Origin of the sequence: Leucobacter chromiireducens subsp. chromiireducens, assembly GCF_016758255.1 — a bacterium.
Lineage (GTDB): Bacteria > Actinomycetota > Actinomycetes > Actinomycetales > Microbacteriaceae > Leucobacter > Leucobacter chromiireducens.
On the sequence record NZ_QYAD01000004.1, the window covers coordinates 283,439 to 298,294 of the forward strand.

Annotated in this window: 18 protein-coding genes; all 18 read right to left on the bottom strand. The window is 67.9% G+C overall.

The genetic code is table 11. The features are described from left to right. A complete protein-coding gene (locus D3226_RS12330; protein WP_202382889.1) occupies nucleotides 1–708 on the bottom strand; it encodes a hypothetical protein in 708 nt (235 codons plus the stop codon). Nucleotides 709–831: 123 nt separating this feature from the next. Beyond that, complete coding sequence (gene pyk, locus D3226_RS12335) at nucleotides 832–2,301, bottom strand: pyruvate kinase (protein WP_202382890.1); 1,470 nt, start codon at nucleotides 2,299–2,301, stop codon at nucleotides 832–834. A 13-nt stretch (nucleotides 2,302–2,314) separates the two neighbouring features. Further along, nucleotides 2,315–3,268 (bottom strand): prolipoprotein diacylglyceryl transferase, encoded by a 954-nt coding sequence (gene lgt / locus D3226_RS12340; protein ID WP_202382891.1) that lies wholly within the window; start codon nucleotides 3,266–3,268, stop codon nucleotides 2,315–2,317. Nucleotides 3,269–3,350: 82 nt separating this feature from the next. Continuing rightward, complete coding sequence (gene trpA, locus D3226_RS12345; protein ID WP_202382892.1) at nucleotides 3,351–4,148, bottom strand: tryptophan synthase subunit alpha; 798 nt, start codon at nucleotides 4,146–4,148, stop codon at nucleotides 3,351–3,353. Beyond that, nucleotides 4,145–5,416 (bottom strand): tryptophan synthase subunit beta, encoded by a 1,272-nt coding sequence (gene trpB / locus D3226_RS12350; protein WP_202382893.1) that lies wholly within the window; start codon nucleotides 5,414–5,416, stop codon nucleotides 4,145–4,147. The genes trpA and trpB overlap by 4 nt, the downstream gene beginning before the upstream one ends. Before the next feature lie 14 nt (nucleotides 5,417–5,430). Next, on the bottom strand, nucleotides 5,431–6,201 hold the full coding sequence (gene trpC, locus D3226_RS12355; protein WP_202382894.1) for an indole-3-glycerol phosphate synthase TrpC: 771 nt from the start codon (nucleotides 6,199–6,201) through the stop codon (nucleotides 5,431–5,433). A gap of 1 nt (nucleotide 6,202) precedes the next feature. Continuing rightward, nucleotides 6,203–6,436 (bottom strand): DUF6704 family protein, encoded by a 234-nt coding sequence (locus D3226_RS12360; RefSeq protein ID WP_202382895.1) that lies wholly within the window; start codon nucleotides 6,434–6,436, stop codon nucleotides 6,203–6,205. A 34-nt stretch (nucleotides 6,437–6,470) separates the two neighbouring features. Then, entirely contained in the window at nucleotides 6,471–7,049 is a 579-nt protein-coding gene (locus tag D3226_RS12365) for a Trp biosynthesis-associated membrane protein (protein WP_202382896.1), read from the bottom strand. Further along, entirely contained in the window at nucleotides 7,046–8,614 is a 1,569-nt protein-coding gene (locus tag D3226_RS12370) for an anthranilate synthase component I (protein WP_202382897.1), read from the bottom strand. The genes D3226_RS12365 and D3226_RS12370 overlap by 4 nt, the downstream gene beginning before the upstream one ends. Nucleotides 8,615–8,714: 100 nt before the next feature. Then, the gene (gene hisI / locus D3226_RS12375; protein ID WP_202382898.1) at nucleotides 8,715–9,080 is read right to left on the bottom strand and encodes a phosphoribosyl-AMP cyclohydrolase; all 366 of its coding nucleotides are present in this window, start codon (nucleotides 9,078–9,080) and stop codon (nucleotides 8,715–8,717) included. After that, nucleotides 9,077–9,874, bottom strand: a complete 798-nt coding sequence (gene hisF, locus D3226_RS12380; protein ID WP_202382899.1) for an imidazole glycerol phosphate synthase subunit HisF — start codon at nucleotides 9,872–9,874, stop codon at nucleotides 9,077–9,079. Before hisF ends, hisI begins: the two co-directional genes overlap by 4 nt. A gap of 14 nt (nucleotides 9,875–9,888) precedes the next feature. Beyond that, entirely contained in the window at nucleotides 9,889–10,731 is an 843-nt protein-coding gene (hisG, locus tag D3226_RS12385; RefSeq protein WP_202382900.1) for an ATP phosphoribosyltransferase, read from the bottom strand. A 96-nt stretch (nucleotides 10,732–10,827) separates the two neighbouring features. Then, the gene (locus D3226_RS12390; protein ID WP_202382901.1) at nucleotides 10,828–11,091 is read right to left on the bottom strand and encodes a phosphoribosyl-ATP diphosphatase; all 264 of its coding nucleotides are present in this window, start codon (nucleotides 11,089–11,091) and stop codon (nucleotides 10,828–10,830) included. A 60-nt stretch (nucleotides 11,092–11,151) separates the two neighbouring features. Then, nucleotides 11,152–11,910 carry a hypothetical protein gene (locus D3226_RS12395; RefSeq protein ID WP_202382902.1) on the bottom strand — a complete coding sequence of 253 codons (759 nt, stop codon included), beginning with the start codon at nucleotides 11,908–11,910 and terminating at the stop codon, nucleotides 11,152–11,154. Continuing rightward, nucleotides 11,907–12,833, bottom strand: a complete 927-nt coding sequence (locus D3226_RS12400; protein WP_202382903.1) for an ABC transporter ATP-binding protein — start codon at nucleotides 12,831–12,833, stop codon at nucleotides 11,907–11,909. Before D3226_RS12400 ends, D3226_RS12395 begins: the two co-directional genes overlap by 4 nt. Further along, on the bottom strand, nucleotides 12,830–13,054 hold the full coding sequence (locus D3226_RS12405; RefSeq protein WP_202382904.1) for a helix-turn-helix domain-containing protein: 225 nt from the start codon (nucleotides 13,052–13,054) through the stop codon (nucleotides 12,830–12,832). Before D3226_RS12405 ends, D3226_RS12400 begins: the two co-directional genes overlap by 4 nt. After that, nucleotides 13,051–13,452 (bottom strand): hypothetical protein, encoded by a 402-nt coding sequence (locus tag D3226_RS12410; protein ID WP_202382905.1) that lies wholly within the window; start codon nucleotides 13,450–13,452, stop codon nucleotides 13,051–13,053. The genes D3226_RS12405 and D3226_RS12410 overlap by 4 nt, the downstream gene beginning before the upstream one ends. Continuing rightward, nucleotides 13,445–14,599 carry an ABC transporter permease gene (locus D3226_RS12415; RefSeq protein ID WP_202382906.1) on the bottom strand — a complete coding sequence of 385 codons (1,155 nt, stop codon included), beginning with the start codon at nucleotides 14,597–14,599 and terminating at the stop codon, nucleotides 13,445–13,447. Before D3226_RS12415 ends, D3226_RS12410 begins: the two co-directional genes overlap by 8 nt. Between the last annotated feature and the right edge of the window lie 257 nt (nucleotides 14,600–14,856).

Consider the following 14,856-nt stretch of genomic DNA (forward strand, 5'->3'; position numbering starts at 1 on the left):
CTATTCGGCGTTTGCGGCCTGAACGGCGGCCAGCGCCGCGCCGGCGAAGCGATGCTCCGGGCGGCCGACCTCAGCGACCCACACATCCCCGGAGAAGAGGTACCACTGCGTGGTCACGGCGATGCCGTTCTCGGTGGTCAACGCGTAGCCCGTCGCCTCACCCTCCGTGCGCTTCTCGAAGTCGGAGGCGTCAAGTGCTGCCCGGAAATCGTCGCGCACCTCGGGGCTGAGCACCGCGACGAAGAGCGTCGTCAGCGAGCCACTGTTCGGAACACCCCAGGAGCACTGCCGAATCTCGGTCGCCGCGTCGAGCGCCGCGTTCGCCGCGGGGCCCATTGCGCCATCGCGCGCCACGCCCGCGAGTCGATCGCTCGTCTCTGCGTCGAGTTCCTCGTATCGCGGCTCCCCCAACTCGACGGCCTGCTCCGGCGTGACGAGCGCGTTGCATGCTGGGAGAACCAGCGGAGCCTCGAGTGCGCCAGTTTTCGGCTCAGCGGGCGGCTCTGGCGCGCTCGGCGTTTCCGGCGCAGGGGCGGAGGTTGTGGGAGCCGGGCTCGCGGGTGCCTCCCCCGGCTCAGGCGCGCACGCGGCGAGGCCCAGCACACCGAGCGCAGCGATCCCGAGCAGCAGCGCGCGTGGGAATCGCTGGCGAGCCCCGTGCGCTGACGTGAGCACCGCAGGAGGAGCTGTGGAGATCGAAGCACGCATGTGCCACAGCCTAGCGAGCGCCTCCGACGGGCGACACCCTCCCGCTCCCGCCACACAGCGAAGCGGGGCCCCACGAAGCTTCCGCTTCGCCGGACCCCGCTCTCCTACGTGAGACGCGACTCGCTAGGAGTCAGCGCGCCCCAGCGTGTGCTTGCGCGGGCCTGCCTCAGGCAGCTTTCCCGTGGTCTCACCCATCCGGTGAATGCGCAGCGTGTTCGTGGTCCCGACGATCCCAGGAGGGGAACCGGCGATGATGACGACCTTGTCGCCCACCTCAGCGCGCGAGTGCTCGAGCAGCAGCTCGTCCGCCTGCGTGAACATCTCATCGGTGCTCTCCACGCGCGGCACCTCGTAGCTGCGGGCACCCCAGGTGAGCTCCATGCGGCGTCGCGTGCTCGCATCGGGCGTAAACCCGATGATCGGGATCGGCTTCCGCAGGCGCGACATCCGCCGCACCGTGTCGCCGGATTCCGTGAACACGCAAATGTAGCGCGCGCCGATGAAGTCTGCGACCTCGGACGCGGCAAGCGTCAGCGCGCCACCCTGGCTGCGGGGCTCGACACCGAGCGGCTCGATGCGATCCAGCGCGTGATCCTCGGTGGCCTCGATGATGCGTGCCATGGTGGCAACCGCCTCAACGGGGTACGCCCCAACGCTCGTCTCGCCGGACAGCATCACCGCGTCGGCGCCGTCAAGCACCGCGTTCGCGCAGTCGGAGGCCTCGGCGCGCGTGGGGCGGGGGTTCTCGATCATCGATTCAAGCACCTGCGTTGCCACGATCACCGGCTTCGCGTTGCGTCGCGCGAGCGCGATCGCCTCGGTCTGCACGAGCGGCACCTGTTCGAGGGGCAGTTCGACGCCCAGGTCGCCACGGGCCACCATGATGCCGTCGAATGCGTCGACGATCTCTTCGAGGTGCTCGACGGCCTGCGGCTTCTCGATCTTGGCGATCACAGGAAGGCGCACGCCCTCCTCGTCCATGATCTCGTGCACGCGGGTGATATCAGCGGCGTCGCGCACGAACGAGAGCGCGATGTAGTCGGCGCCGAGGGCAATCGCCCAGCGCAGATCCTGCTCATCCTTGTCGGAGAGCGCGGGCACGTTGACCGCGACACCGGGGAGGTTGATGCCCTTGTTGTTCGACACGGCACCGGGGATCTCGACGGTCGTGTAAACCGTGTCCTCGGTGACACGCACTGCGCGGAGACCGACCTTGCCGTCGTCCACAAGCAGCGGGTCGCCGACCTTCACATCGCCCGGCAGCCCCTTGTGGGTGGTGCTGGAGATCGTGCGATCCCCCACGATGTCGCGCGTGGTGATTGCGAACTCATCGCCCACCTCGAGTTCGTACGGGCCACCCTCGAACTTGCCGAGGCGGATCTTCGGCCCCTGGAGATCTGCGAGCACCGCGATGGGACGCCCGACCTCGATCTCCGCGCGCCGGATGTTGCGGTAAATCCCCTCGTGCACGTTGTACGTGCCGTGAGACATGTTGAGTCGGGCCACATTGACGCCCGCGCGAATCAGTTCCAGCGTGTGGTCGTAGCTGGAGACCGCCGGCCCCCAGGTCGCAACGATCTTGGCGTGGCGCATGTGCTCTCCTTGCTTAGCGAGACGAAGTAGCGGAATCGACGGTTGCGGCGGGTGCATCGCCGTGGTCGATCACGTGGAAGAACTCCTCGGAGTCAGCGGTGTCGCGAAGCACCGAGTCAAGCGGGTTGCTGCGTCCCGGCAGGTACACCGAGGACTCGAGGCCCACGTGGCGACGGCGCTGCACGAAGATCGCAACGAGGCCGACAACGATCGCGAGGAGCGCGGCAAGCACGTTCGTGCGGATACCGAGGAAGAGCAGGCTCGGATCGACGCGGAGCGACTCAGTGAATGCGCGGCCGATGCCGTACCAGACGAGGTACATACCGAAGAAGGTGCCCCAGCGGGGGCGCCACTTCCGCTCGATGGCAAGCAGCACGATGATGCCGAGGATGTTCCACAGCGCCTCGTAGAGGAAGGTGGGATGGAAGAGCGTGCCCTCGGGCAGACCGATCGGGAAGGCGGGGTTCGACGACTCGATCTCGAGACCCCAGGGCAGCGTGGTCGGGCCACCGAACAGCTCGTGGTTGAACCAGTTGCCGAGGCGGCCGACCGCCTGCGCAATGAGCAGACCGGGAACCAGCGCATCCGCGAACGAGGCGAAGCGGATGCCCGTGATGCGCGAGGCAATCAGCACGCCGACGCCACCGCCGAGCAGCGCGCCGAAGATGGCGATGCCACCGTTCCAGAACGCGAAGATCTCGAGGGGGTTCTTGCCCGCACCGAAGTAGTCACCCCAGTGCGTCACCACGTGGTAGAGACGCGCGCCGATGATGCCGAGCACGAGCGACCACACGAGGAAGTCGAGCGTTGCGCCCTTCTCTCCCCCGCGGGCGGTCAGACGGCGAGCCGTCCAGATCCCCGCGATGATAATCCCCGCGATGATGCAGAGCGCGTAGAAGTAGATCCGCAGGGGGCCGATCTGCAGGAACTGCAGGTCGGGGCTCGGGATGCTCATTGGGAGAATCATTCACTCCTCTTTCGCCCGCGGCTAGGCCGCCGGAAGCTGCTGGTGGTGCTGTGCCAGTGCGACACAGCGGTCGAAATTCATCCTAGCGCGGCGCGGTTCCCGCAGCGATTGCACGCACGGTTTCCCCGAGCTGCGCAACACCGCCGTCGCGCAGCGCGCGCACGAACGCGGTACCGACGATGGCGCCGTCCGCGTACTCAAGGGCCCCGGCGACCTGCTCGGGCGTGGAGATCCCGATCCCCACGCAGGCAAGCTCGGCCCCCTGCGCACGAAGTCGTCCGGTGAGGCCACGAGCTGCCGCGTCAAGCTCCGCACGCTCTCCCGTGATGCCCATGGTCGACACGGTGTAGACAAAGCCCGTGCTCGACTCGGCAACGAGCGCGAGACGTTCATCGCTGGAGCTCGGCGCCGCCAGGAACACCCGGTCGAGGCCGACACGCTCCGACACCGCGATCCACTCGCCAGCGGCATCGGGGGTGATGTCCGGCGTGATGAGGCCAGCGCCGCCCGCGGCGGCAAGGTCCTCCGCGAAGCGCTCAACCCCGTACTGCATCACCGGGTTCCAGTAGGTCATCACGAGGACGGGCACGTCGACGGCCTCACGCACGCGGCGCACGGCCTCGAACACGTGCGCAACGCGGAAGCCGCCCGCAAGAGCGGTCTGCGTGGCCTCCTGAATAATCAGTCCGTCCATGACCGGATCGGAGTAGGGCAGGCCAAGCTCGAGCACATCTGCGCCCGCATTCGCCATCTCGATCGCCGCTGCGACGCTCGTATCGAGATCCGGGAAGCCGACGGGGAGGTAGCCAATCAGCGCGCCAGCGCGCTCGGCCTTCGCGGCGCGGATCGCACGCTCGACCTGAGATTCGATCCCGCTCATCCCTCGGCTCCTGCCTCGCCATCGAGCAGGCCAAAGTAGCGGCCCGCAGTTGCCATGTCCTTGTCGCCGCGCCCGGAGAGGCTGACCATCACGATCTGCTCCGGGCCGAGATCCTTCGCGATCCGCATCGCGCCAGCCAGCGCGTGAGCTGACTCGATCGCGGGAATGATGCCCTCGGTCTGGCTGAGCAGGCGCAGCGCCTGCATCGCCTCGTCGTCGGTCGCGGGAATGTAGCTCACACGGCCGATATCGGACAGCCAGGCATGCTCCGGACCAACGCCCGGGTAGTCGAGTCCGGCCGAAATCGAGTGCGACTCGATCGTCTGCCCATCCTCGTCCTGCAGCACGTAGGTCTTGGCGCCGTGCAGGATGCCCGGCCGGCCGCGCTCGATGGACGCGGCGTGACGCTCGGTGTCGACACCGTCGCCCGCAGCCTCCACACCGTAGATCTTTACGTCCGCGTCATCGAGGTAGGCATCGAACATGCCAATGGCATTCGAGCCGCCGCCCACGCAGGCAACGACCGCGTCGGGCAGACGCCCCTCGCGTGCGAGCAGCTGGGCGCGAGCCTCCTCCGAGATGATCTTCTGGAAGTCGCGCACCATCGCGGGGAACGGGTGCGGGCCCGCGGCGGTGCCAAAAATGTAGTTGGTGCGATCGACCGTGGCCACCCAGTCGCGATACGCCTCGTTGATGGCGTCCTTCAGCGTCCGTGAACCGGTGGTCACCGGAATCACCTCTGCGCCGAGCAGGCGCATGCGGGCCACGTTGAGAGCCTGACGCTCGGTGTCCACCTCGCCCATGTAGATCGTGCACTCGAGACCGAAGAGAGCCGCTGCGGTCGCGGTCGCCACACCGTGCTGGCCGGCGCCGGTCTCCGCGATGACGCGCTTCTTGCCGAGGCGCTTCGTCAGCAGAGCCTGGCCGAGCACATTGTTGATCTTGTGCGAGCCGGTGTGGTTCAGGTCTTCGCGCTTGAGGTAGATTCGCGCGCCACCAGCGTGCGCGGCAAAGCGCGGCACCTCGGTGATCGGAGATGGGCGCCCCGCATAGCTCTCGAGGAGCTCAACGAGCTCGGCACGGAACTCGGGATCGACCTGCGCCTCGACGTATGCCGCCGTCAGCTCATCGATTGCTGCGATGAGCGATTCGGGCATGAACCGGCCGCCGAAGTCACCAAAGAACGGACCGTGCTGCTCGCGCAGGCTCGTCACGGACTCCGATGCGGCCCCGGTGGGCGTCGTCGCTTCTGCGGGGTGATCTGTCATGGTTTTCCTCAGTGTCAGACGCTGAGGTAAGACTGCAGCGTCGCGACGGGATCGTTGGTCACGAGCGCCTCACCGACAAGAACGACATCAGCGCCGGCCTCGCGGTAGTGCGCCACATCCGCGACGTCGAGCACGGCCGATTCGGCCACGCGAATGACACCAGCGGGGATCTGGTCGGCAACGCGGCCGAACAGCTCGCGATCGAGTTCAAAGGTACGCAGGTCGCGGGCGTTCACGCCGATGAGCTGGGCACCCAGGTCGACGGCGCGCGCCACCTCGTCCGCGGAGTGTGCTTCCACGAGCGGGGTCATGCCGAGCTCGCGAATCATGGTGTGCAGCGACACGAGGCGCTCCTGCGGCAGCGCAGCCACGATGAGCAGCACGAGGTCTGCACCTGCAGCACGCGCCTCGAGCACCTGGTACTCGTCGCCGATGAAGTCTTTGCGGAGCACCGGAATACTCACGGCCTTGCGGACAGCCTCGAGGTCTGCGAGTGAACCCTTGAACTTGCGCTCCTCGGTCAGCACGCTGACGGCGCTCGCGCCGCCGGACTCATACTGCGCCGCGAGCGTCTGCGGCTCCGCGATCTCGGCAAGGTCACCGCGAGAGGGGCTCGCGCGCTTCACCTCGGCGATCACCTTGATGTGGTCGGCGGGGGCAAGGGCAGCGAGTGCGTCGAGTGCGGGAGCACGACCGAGAGCTTCGGCCTCCACCTGAGCGGAAGACCGAAGCTCTCGTCGCGCCCGCGCGTCCTCGAGGGATCCCGCGAGCAGTTGGTCGAGCACGTTAGTCGTGCGTCTTGGGGGCGAACTTCGGGCCGTTAACGCCGTAGCCCGCCTTCGACAGGATCCACCCGAGGATGGCGCCGAGAACGACGATGCCAGCGCACACCCACACCATGGTCGACATGTGCAGGAAGAAGAAGACGGTGCCGGCAGCGATGCCAAGCAGCATCACCACGACCGCCGTCCATGCGGCGGGCGAATCACCGTGACCGGGGTCTCCGTGCTGGGTACTCATGAATCTCCTCTGAACGGGTGTGAACTCTTTAAGCCTAGCGGATATCCGCGGTGGGGTCGTCGCCGTCGCTCAGCGCGTCCCAGTCCGAGATGCGGTCGGGCGCGCCGCCGCGCGACTTTGCCGCCGATCCCGCATCGTATTTGCGACCGCCGGTGACCCAACGCCCGCCCGTAATCGCGACGAGGACTCCCAGCAGCGCGGCAAGCACGCCCGCGGCGAGGCTGACCCACGCCCACACGGACACCTGGCTCCACACCACCATGGTGGTGCTCGCGCCGCCGGCGATGCCGGTGAGCTCGGTGATGCGGCCGGAAACCGCGGAGAGGGGCGCCTGCAGCACATTGATCGTCAGCGCAGCGAGCCCCACGCCCAGCAGCGCGACGAGCACGCCCAACACGCGCCGGAAGATGGGCCCTGCGATCGTGAGCGCGAGGGCCGCCGCAACGATGGCGATCGCAACGGGCGAGAGCGCGGGGTTCAGCGCGTGGCCCGTGACCTTTTCGATGTCGTGGGTGCCGTCGAGCATGAACGAGACCCAGGCCTGCGCGCCGGCCAGCAGGCCTGCGCCACCGACAATCGCGATCCCGCTTAGGGACAGCAGCTTCGGGCTCATCGTGCAGACTCCTTCAGTTCGTGCAGCGTGTTGGCAATTGCGATGGCGCGCAGTGGGGCCGCGGCCTTACTGCGGCACTCGGCGTCCTCCGATTCGGGCACCGAGTCTGCGACGATGCCGGCACCGGCCTGGACCATCGCAATGCCGTCCTTGATCGTTGCGGTGCGGATGGCGATCGCGAGGTCGGCTGCGCCGCCCAGGCCGAAGTAGCCAACAACGCCGCCGTAGACGCCGCGCTGCACGGGCTCGAGCGCGTCGATGATCTCGAGAGCGCGCGGCTTCGGTGCGCCCGAGAGTGTGCCCGCGGGGAATGTGGCCTGGAACACGTCGATGGGGCTCTCCCCCTCGCGCAGCTGCCCCTCCACCGTCGACACAATGTGCATGATGTGGCTGAAGCGCTCGATCCGCATGAACTCGGTCACCTCAACCGACGCGGGTTCGCAGGCACGCAACAGGTCGTTTCGTGCCAGGTCGACGAGCATGAGGTGCTCGGCACGCTCCTTCTCGTCGGCGAGGAGATCGCGCTCGTGCTGCTGATCCTCGTCAACCGTTGCGCCACGCGGCCGCGATCCCGCAATTGGATGCGTCATCACGTGACCGCTCTCCTGCACCGTGACGAGCGCCTCTGGGCTCGATCCCACGACCGCAAACGGGGCGCCGTCCGCGTCCTCGAGCTGCAGGAGGTAGAGGTAGGGGCTCGGGTTCAGGTGCCGCAGCACGCGGTAGACATCGAGCGGGTCTGCCGTGCACTCCTGGTCGAAACGCTGCGATGGCACCACCTGGAAGATATCGCCATCCACGATGTGGCGCTGCGCGACCTCGACCGCACGCAGGAACTCGGGAGTGCTCGTCAGCCGGCGCGGCGCGGGCTCTGCCTCGCGGTCGAATGAGCCGAGTGGCGAACTCACCGGGCGCGCGAGTGCCGCTTGGAGCGCGTCGAGCCTAGCCTGCGCATCCGCCCACTGATCGTCGGCGTGTGCGGCGGCTGCCCCGTCGGCGAGCACGCCGTCGTTGAGCACGTTTGCGAGCAGCACGACGCTTCCCTCACGGTGATCGATCACCACGAGTTCAGAGACGAAGCTCAGGCCCTGTGTGGGCAGCCCGGGGCCCTCGCTGGGGCCGTGCTCGAGCTTTTCGAACTGACGCACGGTCTCCCACCCGAGGTAGCCTACAAAGCCGCTGGCGAGCGGCGGGAGGCCGGGAACCTGCGGTGCACGCCAGCGCTCGTAGGCAGCCCGCAGCGCCTCGACCGGGCCGCGGTCAGCGACGCCGCCGGGCAGCAATCGCTCCTCGCTCACATCACTTCCGGGCGCGGGCGCCCAGTGCGCCCGACCGCCGCGCTCGCCGAGCACGCCGAAGCTGCCAGCGCCGACAAAGCTAAAGCGGGTCCACACTCCGCCCTGCTCGGCAGATTCGAGCAGGAAGGTGCCCGGCCGCGAGTCCGCGACCTTGCGGTAGATGCTCACCGGGGTATCCGCGTCGGCGAACACCTCTCGGCAGACGGGGATCACGGCGTGGGTGGATCGCGCGGCGTCGAATGCTGCGCGCGTGGTCGTCAGGGTCACCCGATCAGCCTATCGCGCGGGGGCTGTGCAACCGCGCCGCTTCTCGATCGGGATCCGGGACCAGCGCGTTCCGCGGGAGTTCCCCGCTTACAGGCTCCCCCTACGCCTCGGGCGAAGGCTCCCCCACCAGGGCCGGAATCTCGCGGCCCGTAAAGCAGCTCCGCGTACCGGTGTGGCACGCGGCGCCGATCTGTTCGACCCGAACGAGCAGCGTATCCCCGTCGCAGTCGAGCGCGACGCTCCGCACGTACTGCCGGTGGCCGGACGTGTCCCCCTTGCGCCAGTACTCCTGCCGCGAACGAGACCAGAACGTCACCCGACCCGAGGTGAGCGTTCGGCGCAGTGCTTCGTGATCCATCCACGCGAGCATGAGCACCTCGCCGGAGGCATCGTCCTGAATAATCGCGGGAAGCAGCCCGTCGGGGCCGAACTTCACGCTCTCGGGAACCGCATCAGCGGGGATCATTCGCCGCTCCTCTCACGCGCGATCGCGCCGGGGAGGCGCACCGTGTGGCCCGCGTCGGCAAGCGCGCGCTTCACCTCACCGATTGTGAACTTGTTGTAGTGGAACACCGACGCGGCAAGCACTGCGTCCGCACCGGCCTCCACGGCAGGCGCGAAGTGCGCGAGCTCGCCAGCGCCGCCAGATGCGATCACCGGGACATCGGCGATCTCACGCACCAGTCGGGTGAGCTCCAGATCGAAACCATCCTGCGTGCCGTCGGCGTCCATTGAGTTGACGAGCAGCTCACCCGCACCGCGTTCCACCGCTTCGCGGCACCACTCGAGCGCGTCAAGGTCGGTCTCCCGCTTGCCGCCGTGAGTCGTAACGACGAACCCGGAGGGCGTTCGCGGGCTCCGCTTCACATCGAGCGACAGCACCACGACCTGCGCGCCGAAGCGATCGGCGATCTCACCAATCACGTCCGGGCGCGCGATTGCACCACTGTTGATGCCGACCTTGTCGGCTCCAACGCCGAGGAGCCGGGCAACATCTTCGGCGCTGCGCACCCCGCCGCCAACGGTCAGCGGGATGAAGACCTGCTCGGCGGTGCGCTGCACCACGTCGTAAGTGGTGGAGCGGTCATCCACCGTAGCGGTGACGTCAAGGAAGGTCAGTTCGTCGGCGCCCTGCTCGGCATACTTCGCCGCGAGCTCGACTGGATCCCCCGCATCGCGCAGGTTCAGAAAGTTGACCCCCTTCACAACACGGCCCGCGGCCACGTCGAGGCAGGGAATCACTCGGGTTGCAACAGTCATGAGGCAGGCTCCTGTTAGAGGCGAGCGGCGTGGATGGGCGTGACCAGGATCGCGCGGGCGCCCAGGTCATAGAGCTCGTCCATGATCGTGTTCGCTTCGTCGGCGCGCACCATGACGCGCACCGCCACCCAGGCCTCATCCTTCAACGGCGACACCGTGGGCGACTCCATGCCACCGGCCACCTGCGAGGCAGCCTCGAGCTGCGCGGCGGGCAGGTCGTAGTCCATGAGCACATACTTGCGGGCCACGAGCACACCGCGCAGGCGGCGCAGCAGGCGCTCGATCCCGGGGTGCTCGTTCGGCCCTCCGATGAGCACCGCGGTCGACTCGAGAATCACGGGTCCGAAGATCTCGAGTCCGGCGGCACGCAGCGTTGCACCGGTCGAGACCACATCGGCCACGGCGTCTGCGACGCCGAGCTGCACCGCAGACTCGACGGCGCCGTCGAGCTTTACGAGCACTGATTCGACACCGCGCGCCCGCAGAAAGTCATCCACGAGTTTCGGGTAGCTCGTGGCAATCCGCTTCCCCGCGAGGTCGGACAGCTCGATGAATCCGCCGCCGGCCGGCGCCGCGAAGCGGAACGTGGAGTCCGCGAACTCGAGCGTCTCAACCTCGGTGGCCGTCGAGCCGGAGTCGAGCAGCAAATCGCGCCCGGTAATGCCCACGTCGAGCGCCCCCGATCCCACATAGGTCGCAATATCACGCGGGCGGAGGTAGAAGAACTCGACGTCATTGCGCGTGTCCGCGTGAACGAGCTTGCGGCTGTCACGACGACCCGAGTAGCCCGCCTCCGCGAGCATCTCGGCGGCGATCTCGGAGAGCGATCCCTTGTTCGGGACGGCGATGCGAAGCATGGTGGAGGAGTTCCTTCCGTGGTGGCAGCCGAATCTGCAGCGTGCCGGGTGATGTGAGGTCAGCGGCAAGCGTCGGCGCCGGGAAGGGCACCGACGCTACAGATGCGTGTACACGTCCTCAAGGCTCAGCCCCTTGGCGAGCATCAGAACCTGCAGGTGGTAGAGCAGCTGGCTGATCTCCTCAGCGCAGGCCTCATCGGACTCGTGCTCCGCGGCCATCCAGACCTCGGCGGCCTCCTCAACGATCTTCTTACCGATCGAGTGGATGCCGGCATCGAGGCGAGCGACCGTGTCGCTCCCCTCAGGCCGAGTCGCGGCCTTCTCGGAGAGCTCAGCGAAGAGCGAGTCGAAGGATTTCACGGTTCTACACTACCGGGTTTCGGCGGCGGCCCGTGCCACGGCGAGCTCCTCGCCCCCAACTCAGTGAGCGCACACGCGAATTGCCCATCCGATGAGGATCGCTGACGCCGCAGCGATCCCGCCCGCCAGAATCGCTCCGCCAACGACTCCAGCCTCAGCTCCCGCAAGAGATTCCCCGGCTATCCGCGCAAGCGCAGACGTCGGCACCCACTCGAACGCCCTGCCGAGGGCCGGAGCGATGCTCGCGAGCGGCAGCACTCCGCCTGTCAGGAGCACCACCGCGGGAAGCACTGCACCGATCGCTCGCGCGCGTGCCGGCCGGGCGACGCGCGCAGCCACGGCCGCCGCGAGCGCCATACCACACGCAGACAGTGCCACCCCGGCGAGCAGCAGCCCGCCGAGCCCAACGAAATACGCACGAATGACGGCGCCACCCCCGACGGAGCCGAGCTCGATCGCCCCGGGCACCGCCGCAGCGACGACGAGCGCGACACCGATGACCACGGCGCTCCCGGCACGCGAATCGAGCAGCTGCGCGCGGAGCAGAGCGCCGCGCGCAGCTGGCGTGGTGGCGAGGAGCCGGAGCAGACCGCGCTCGCGCGCGTCAACAACGGGAGCCGTGACCGTAGCGAACGGCAGCACGATGAGCAACACGGCGAGGAGTAGCGGGAGGCCCGATCGGAGCACCATGCCGTGCGCGGAGAACAGCACGTCTGAGGCGGCCAGCAGCGCAATGCTCAGGATCGGGGTGACGAGCGAGATGCGGGAGCGCGCGGGCGCTCTTCGGCGCTGCGTGCGCACCGCCTCACGCAGATTCACGGTTCGCCGTTCACCGCGCGCAGGTACACGTCAGCGAGCTCGGTTTCGCGCACTGTGATGCCTGAGGCGCGAAGCCCGCGAGTGAACGTGACGCGCCGCAACAGGTCATCTGGCACAGTGCTTCGCGCGGTGATGCGGCTCCCACCGGCGGGCAACTCAGTCTCACTCCAGTCTTCGCCCACTGCCTCTGCGATGAGCGAGCGCTCCGTGCCCGCCGGCACGGTGAAGGCCACCTCGCCACCTCCGGCGTGCGCGCGTGCAAGCTCGGCCGGAGCACCCTGCAACACGATCTGCCCCGCCCGCATAATGAGCACCCCGTCGCACAGCGCCTCGGCCTCGTCGAGGTGATGCGTCGTGAGCAGCACGGTGGTGCCGCCCGCGCGAATCGCACGGATCAGCTCGGCGATCCCGAGCCGACTTGCAGGGTCAAGCCCCGCCGAGGGCTCATCCAAAATCACGACACGCGGCTGCCCCACGAGCGCGATCGCGATCAGCAACCGGCGCAGCTCACCGCCCGAGAGGTGCCGCACCTGGGTGCCGCGGCATCCCTCAAGCTGCACGCGAGCACGAAGCTCATCCAGATCCGCTGGATGCTCATGGAATGAGGCAAACAGCGTGAGCGTCTCGTCAACGGTGAGGATCGGGAAGAGCGCGGCCTGCTGTGGCTGGACGCCAACGGCGGCGGTGATCGTGGCGCGATCCGTCGCGGGATCAACGCCCAGCACACGCACGCGGCCGACGCTCGGTGAGGTGAGCCCCGCGATGAGGTCCACCGTGGTGCTCTTGCCCGCTCCGTTCGGCCCGAGGAGCCCCACGATCGCCCCCGCGCCCACGGTGAACTCGATCCCTCGCAAGATTTCGGTCTCACCGAAGCGCTGGCTCACGTTCGCGACCTCAATGATCGGCTCGTTCGGCGCGCTCATTTTCGACCTCCCGAGGGTGGTGCGTCCGAAGGGTCGGGCACAAAGATCTCCTCGATCGGGCGGCCGAACACGTGCGAGATTCGAAACGCAAGGGGAAGCGAGGGGTCGTACTTGCCCGATTCGAGCGCGTGGATCGTCTGCCGGGAGACCCCGAGCAGCTCGGCAAACTGCACCTGAGACCAGCCCGCCGCCGTGCGAAGGGTGCGCACCTTGTTGTTCACTTCGCACCTCGCGCAGAGCGCACCATCGCGGCGATCCCCCACGCGCTCATGCCGATCACAAACACGCCCCACACGAGATATGGGATCGGACCAACGACCCCCTCCACCATGCCCATCACCACGGCAGCGAGCATCGCGGCAACGAACCCCACCGCGGCGGCAGCCATCATTCTGGGTCGCACGTACTCGTCGAGCCCCCGCACGAACTGCAGCGCGGCGAGCAGCATCCACACCACCGGCAGGATCGGCACGAGCCCGAGCGCGATCCAGAGCGGCGTGTCTGGCTCAGCCACCAGCCCCCCGCCGAGGAACAGCAGCAAGAACAGCGCCGCGGCAAGCCCCATGTGCCAGGCGTAGCGTCGAACGTTCTTGCGTTCGATTGCAGTGAGTTCAGTCACGATGAGACCTCCTGAGAGTGTGTGGCAGTGGAGAGTGTGTGGAGGAGAGCAAAGCGTCGGCGCTCGCGGCGCCAGGGACGGCGACACCGCGTGGGGCCGCCCACTCAAATCGGCGGGCGGCGAAGGCGAAGCAAACAGCCCCCGTGAGCAGCATGAGCCCCCAGGACACCGGTACCGGGAGGAACGGAGTGGTACCCGCGAGGTCCGCGCTCGCGGACTCCACCAGCCAGCCGCCCGGCAGTAGACCACTGACGAGGCGCAGTGGCTCCGGCAGGAGCCCCACCGGGAGCACCGCACCCGCGCTGCTCACGAGCGCGAAGCAGACGCCCGCCATGAGGCTCTGGCTCGATTCGGCGTTGCTCGCACGCGCGGCGAACAGCGCAGCCAGACCGAAGAGCAGCACAATCGCGCACATCACGGTACCGAGGAAGCGCGGGATCCCGGTGGGCTCCATGCTCTGCCGCGCGAGCGCTATCGCAGTGACGCCGGCCACGCTGAACGCAACGAGGCTCAAGCGATTCGGCACGCGCGAGAGCAGGAACAGCCCACGGGGCAACGGCGTCGTGCCGAGCAGTTGGAGGGTGCCCCTGCCCCGCGCGGCGACGAGCGGAACGGTCGTGCCGAGCAGCGAGATCGCGGCAAGCGCGGCGATGAGGATCGTGCCGAGGTTGAGGCGCAGGAAGTCGGGCATCGCCTCACCGTCGCGTCCCAGGGTGTCGATCTGTCCCGCGGGCACGCCAGCAGAGCGAAGCGCGCGCCAGACAGAATCCCACCCCACGTGTGCTTCCGTCACCTCGATGACGATGCGATCGTCGTTCCCGTTGCCGTTGCCGTTCCCGCCAGCGTCGCTCGCGGCGGCCGGCTCGCTCCTGACTAGGACGTTTGCGGCACCCGCGGAGGATGCAAGCACACCCCGGGCCTCAAGCTGCGCAGCCACGGGCATCGCGGCGGCGCCAGTGAGCCCCCTCGCGTCTACACGCGGGGCGTCGCCCACCACGGAGAACGCCAGCCACATGCAGGTGTGGATGACGAGCAGCACCAGCGCCATGGTGAGCATGGATGCCCAAACAAGGCGGTCGCGGCGCAGCTCCCGGGCGTCAGCGCGCACGAGCGCACGAAACGCGCCGATTCGTGTGCGGAGCCGCATGCCACCCTCGTTTCGTCAAGTTTACTTGACACCTAGGCAATCAGGCGTGCGGCAAAATGTCAAGCATCCTTGACGCGCCCGGGCGCACAGCTCCCTTCCTTTGGCCAGGCTCGGCTCCCGCCACCCCGCCACCCCGCCACCCCGCAGGGCAGCTTGCCCGCAAAAGGGCAGGCCAAACGCGCATGCAAGCTCCCCTCGCGCAGCGAACTTACCCCGCGGCGGGATATAACGGCAGGAAAGTGGGCAAGGCCGCACGA

Excerpts from the sequence above, each read along its gene's own strand:
- D3226_RS12360 (WP_202382895.1), bottom strand. The coding sequence starts at position 6,436 with ATGAGTACCCAGCACGGAGACCCCGGTCACGGTGATTCGCCCGCCGCA.
- pyk (WP_202382890.1), bottom strand. The coding sequence starts at position 2,301 with ATGCGCCACGCCAAGATCGTTGCGACCTGGGGGCCGGCGGTCTCCAGC.
- hisF (WP_202382899.1), bottom strand. The coding sequence starts at position 9,874 with ATGACTGTTGCAACCCGAGTGATTCCCTGCCTCGACGTGGCCGCGGGC.
- hisG (WP_202382900.1), bottom strand. The coding sequence starts at position 10,731 with ATGCTTCGCATCGCCGTCCCGAACAAGGGATCGCTCTCCGAGATCGCC.
- trpB (WP_202382893.1), bottom strand. The coding sequence starts at position 5,416 with ATGACAGATCACCCCGCAGAAGCGACGACGCCCACCGGGGCCGCATCG.
- D3226_RS12415 (WP_202382906.1), bottom strand. The coding sequence starts at position 14,599 with ATGCGGCTCCGCACACGAATCGGCGCGTTTCGTGCGCTCGTGCGCGCT.
- lgt (WP_202382891.1), bottom strand. The coding sequence starts at position 3,268 with ATGATTCTCCCAATGAGCATCCCGAGCCCCGACCTGCAGTTCCTGCAG.
- D3226_RS12365 (WP_202382896.1), bottom strand. The coding sequence starts at position 7,049 with ATGAGCCCGAAGCTGCTGTCCCTAAGCGGGATCGCGATTGTCGGTGGC.
- D3226_RS12400 (WP_202382903.1), bottom strand. The coding sequence starts at position 12,833 with ATGAGCGCGCCGAACGAGCCGATCATTGAGGTCGCGAACGTGAGCCAG.
- hisI (WP_202382898.1), bottom strand. The coding sequence starts at position 9,080 with ATGATCCCCGCTGATGCGGTTCCCGAGAGCGTGAAGTTCGGCCCCGAC.
- D3226_RS12330 (WP_202382889.1), bottom strand. The coding sequence starts at position 708 with ATGCGTGCTTCGATCTCCACAGCTCCTCCTGCGGTGCTCACGTCAGCG.
- trpA (WP_202382892.1), bottom strand. The coding sequence starts at position 4,148 with ATGAGCGGGATCGAATCTCAGGTCGAGCGTGCGATCCGCGCCGCGAAG.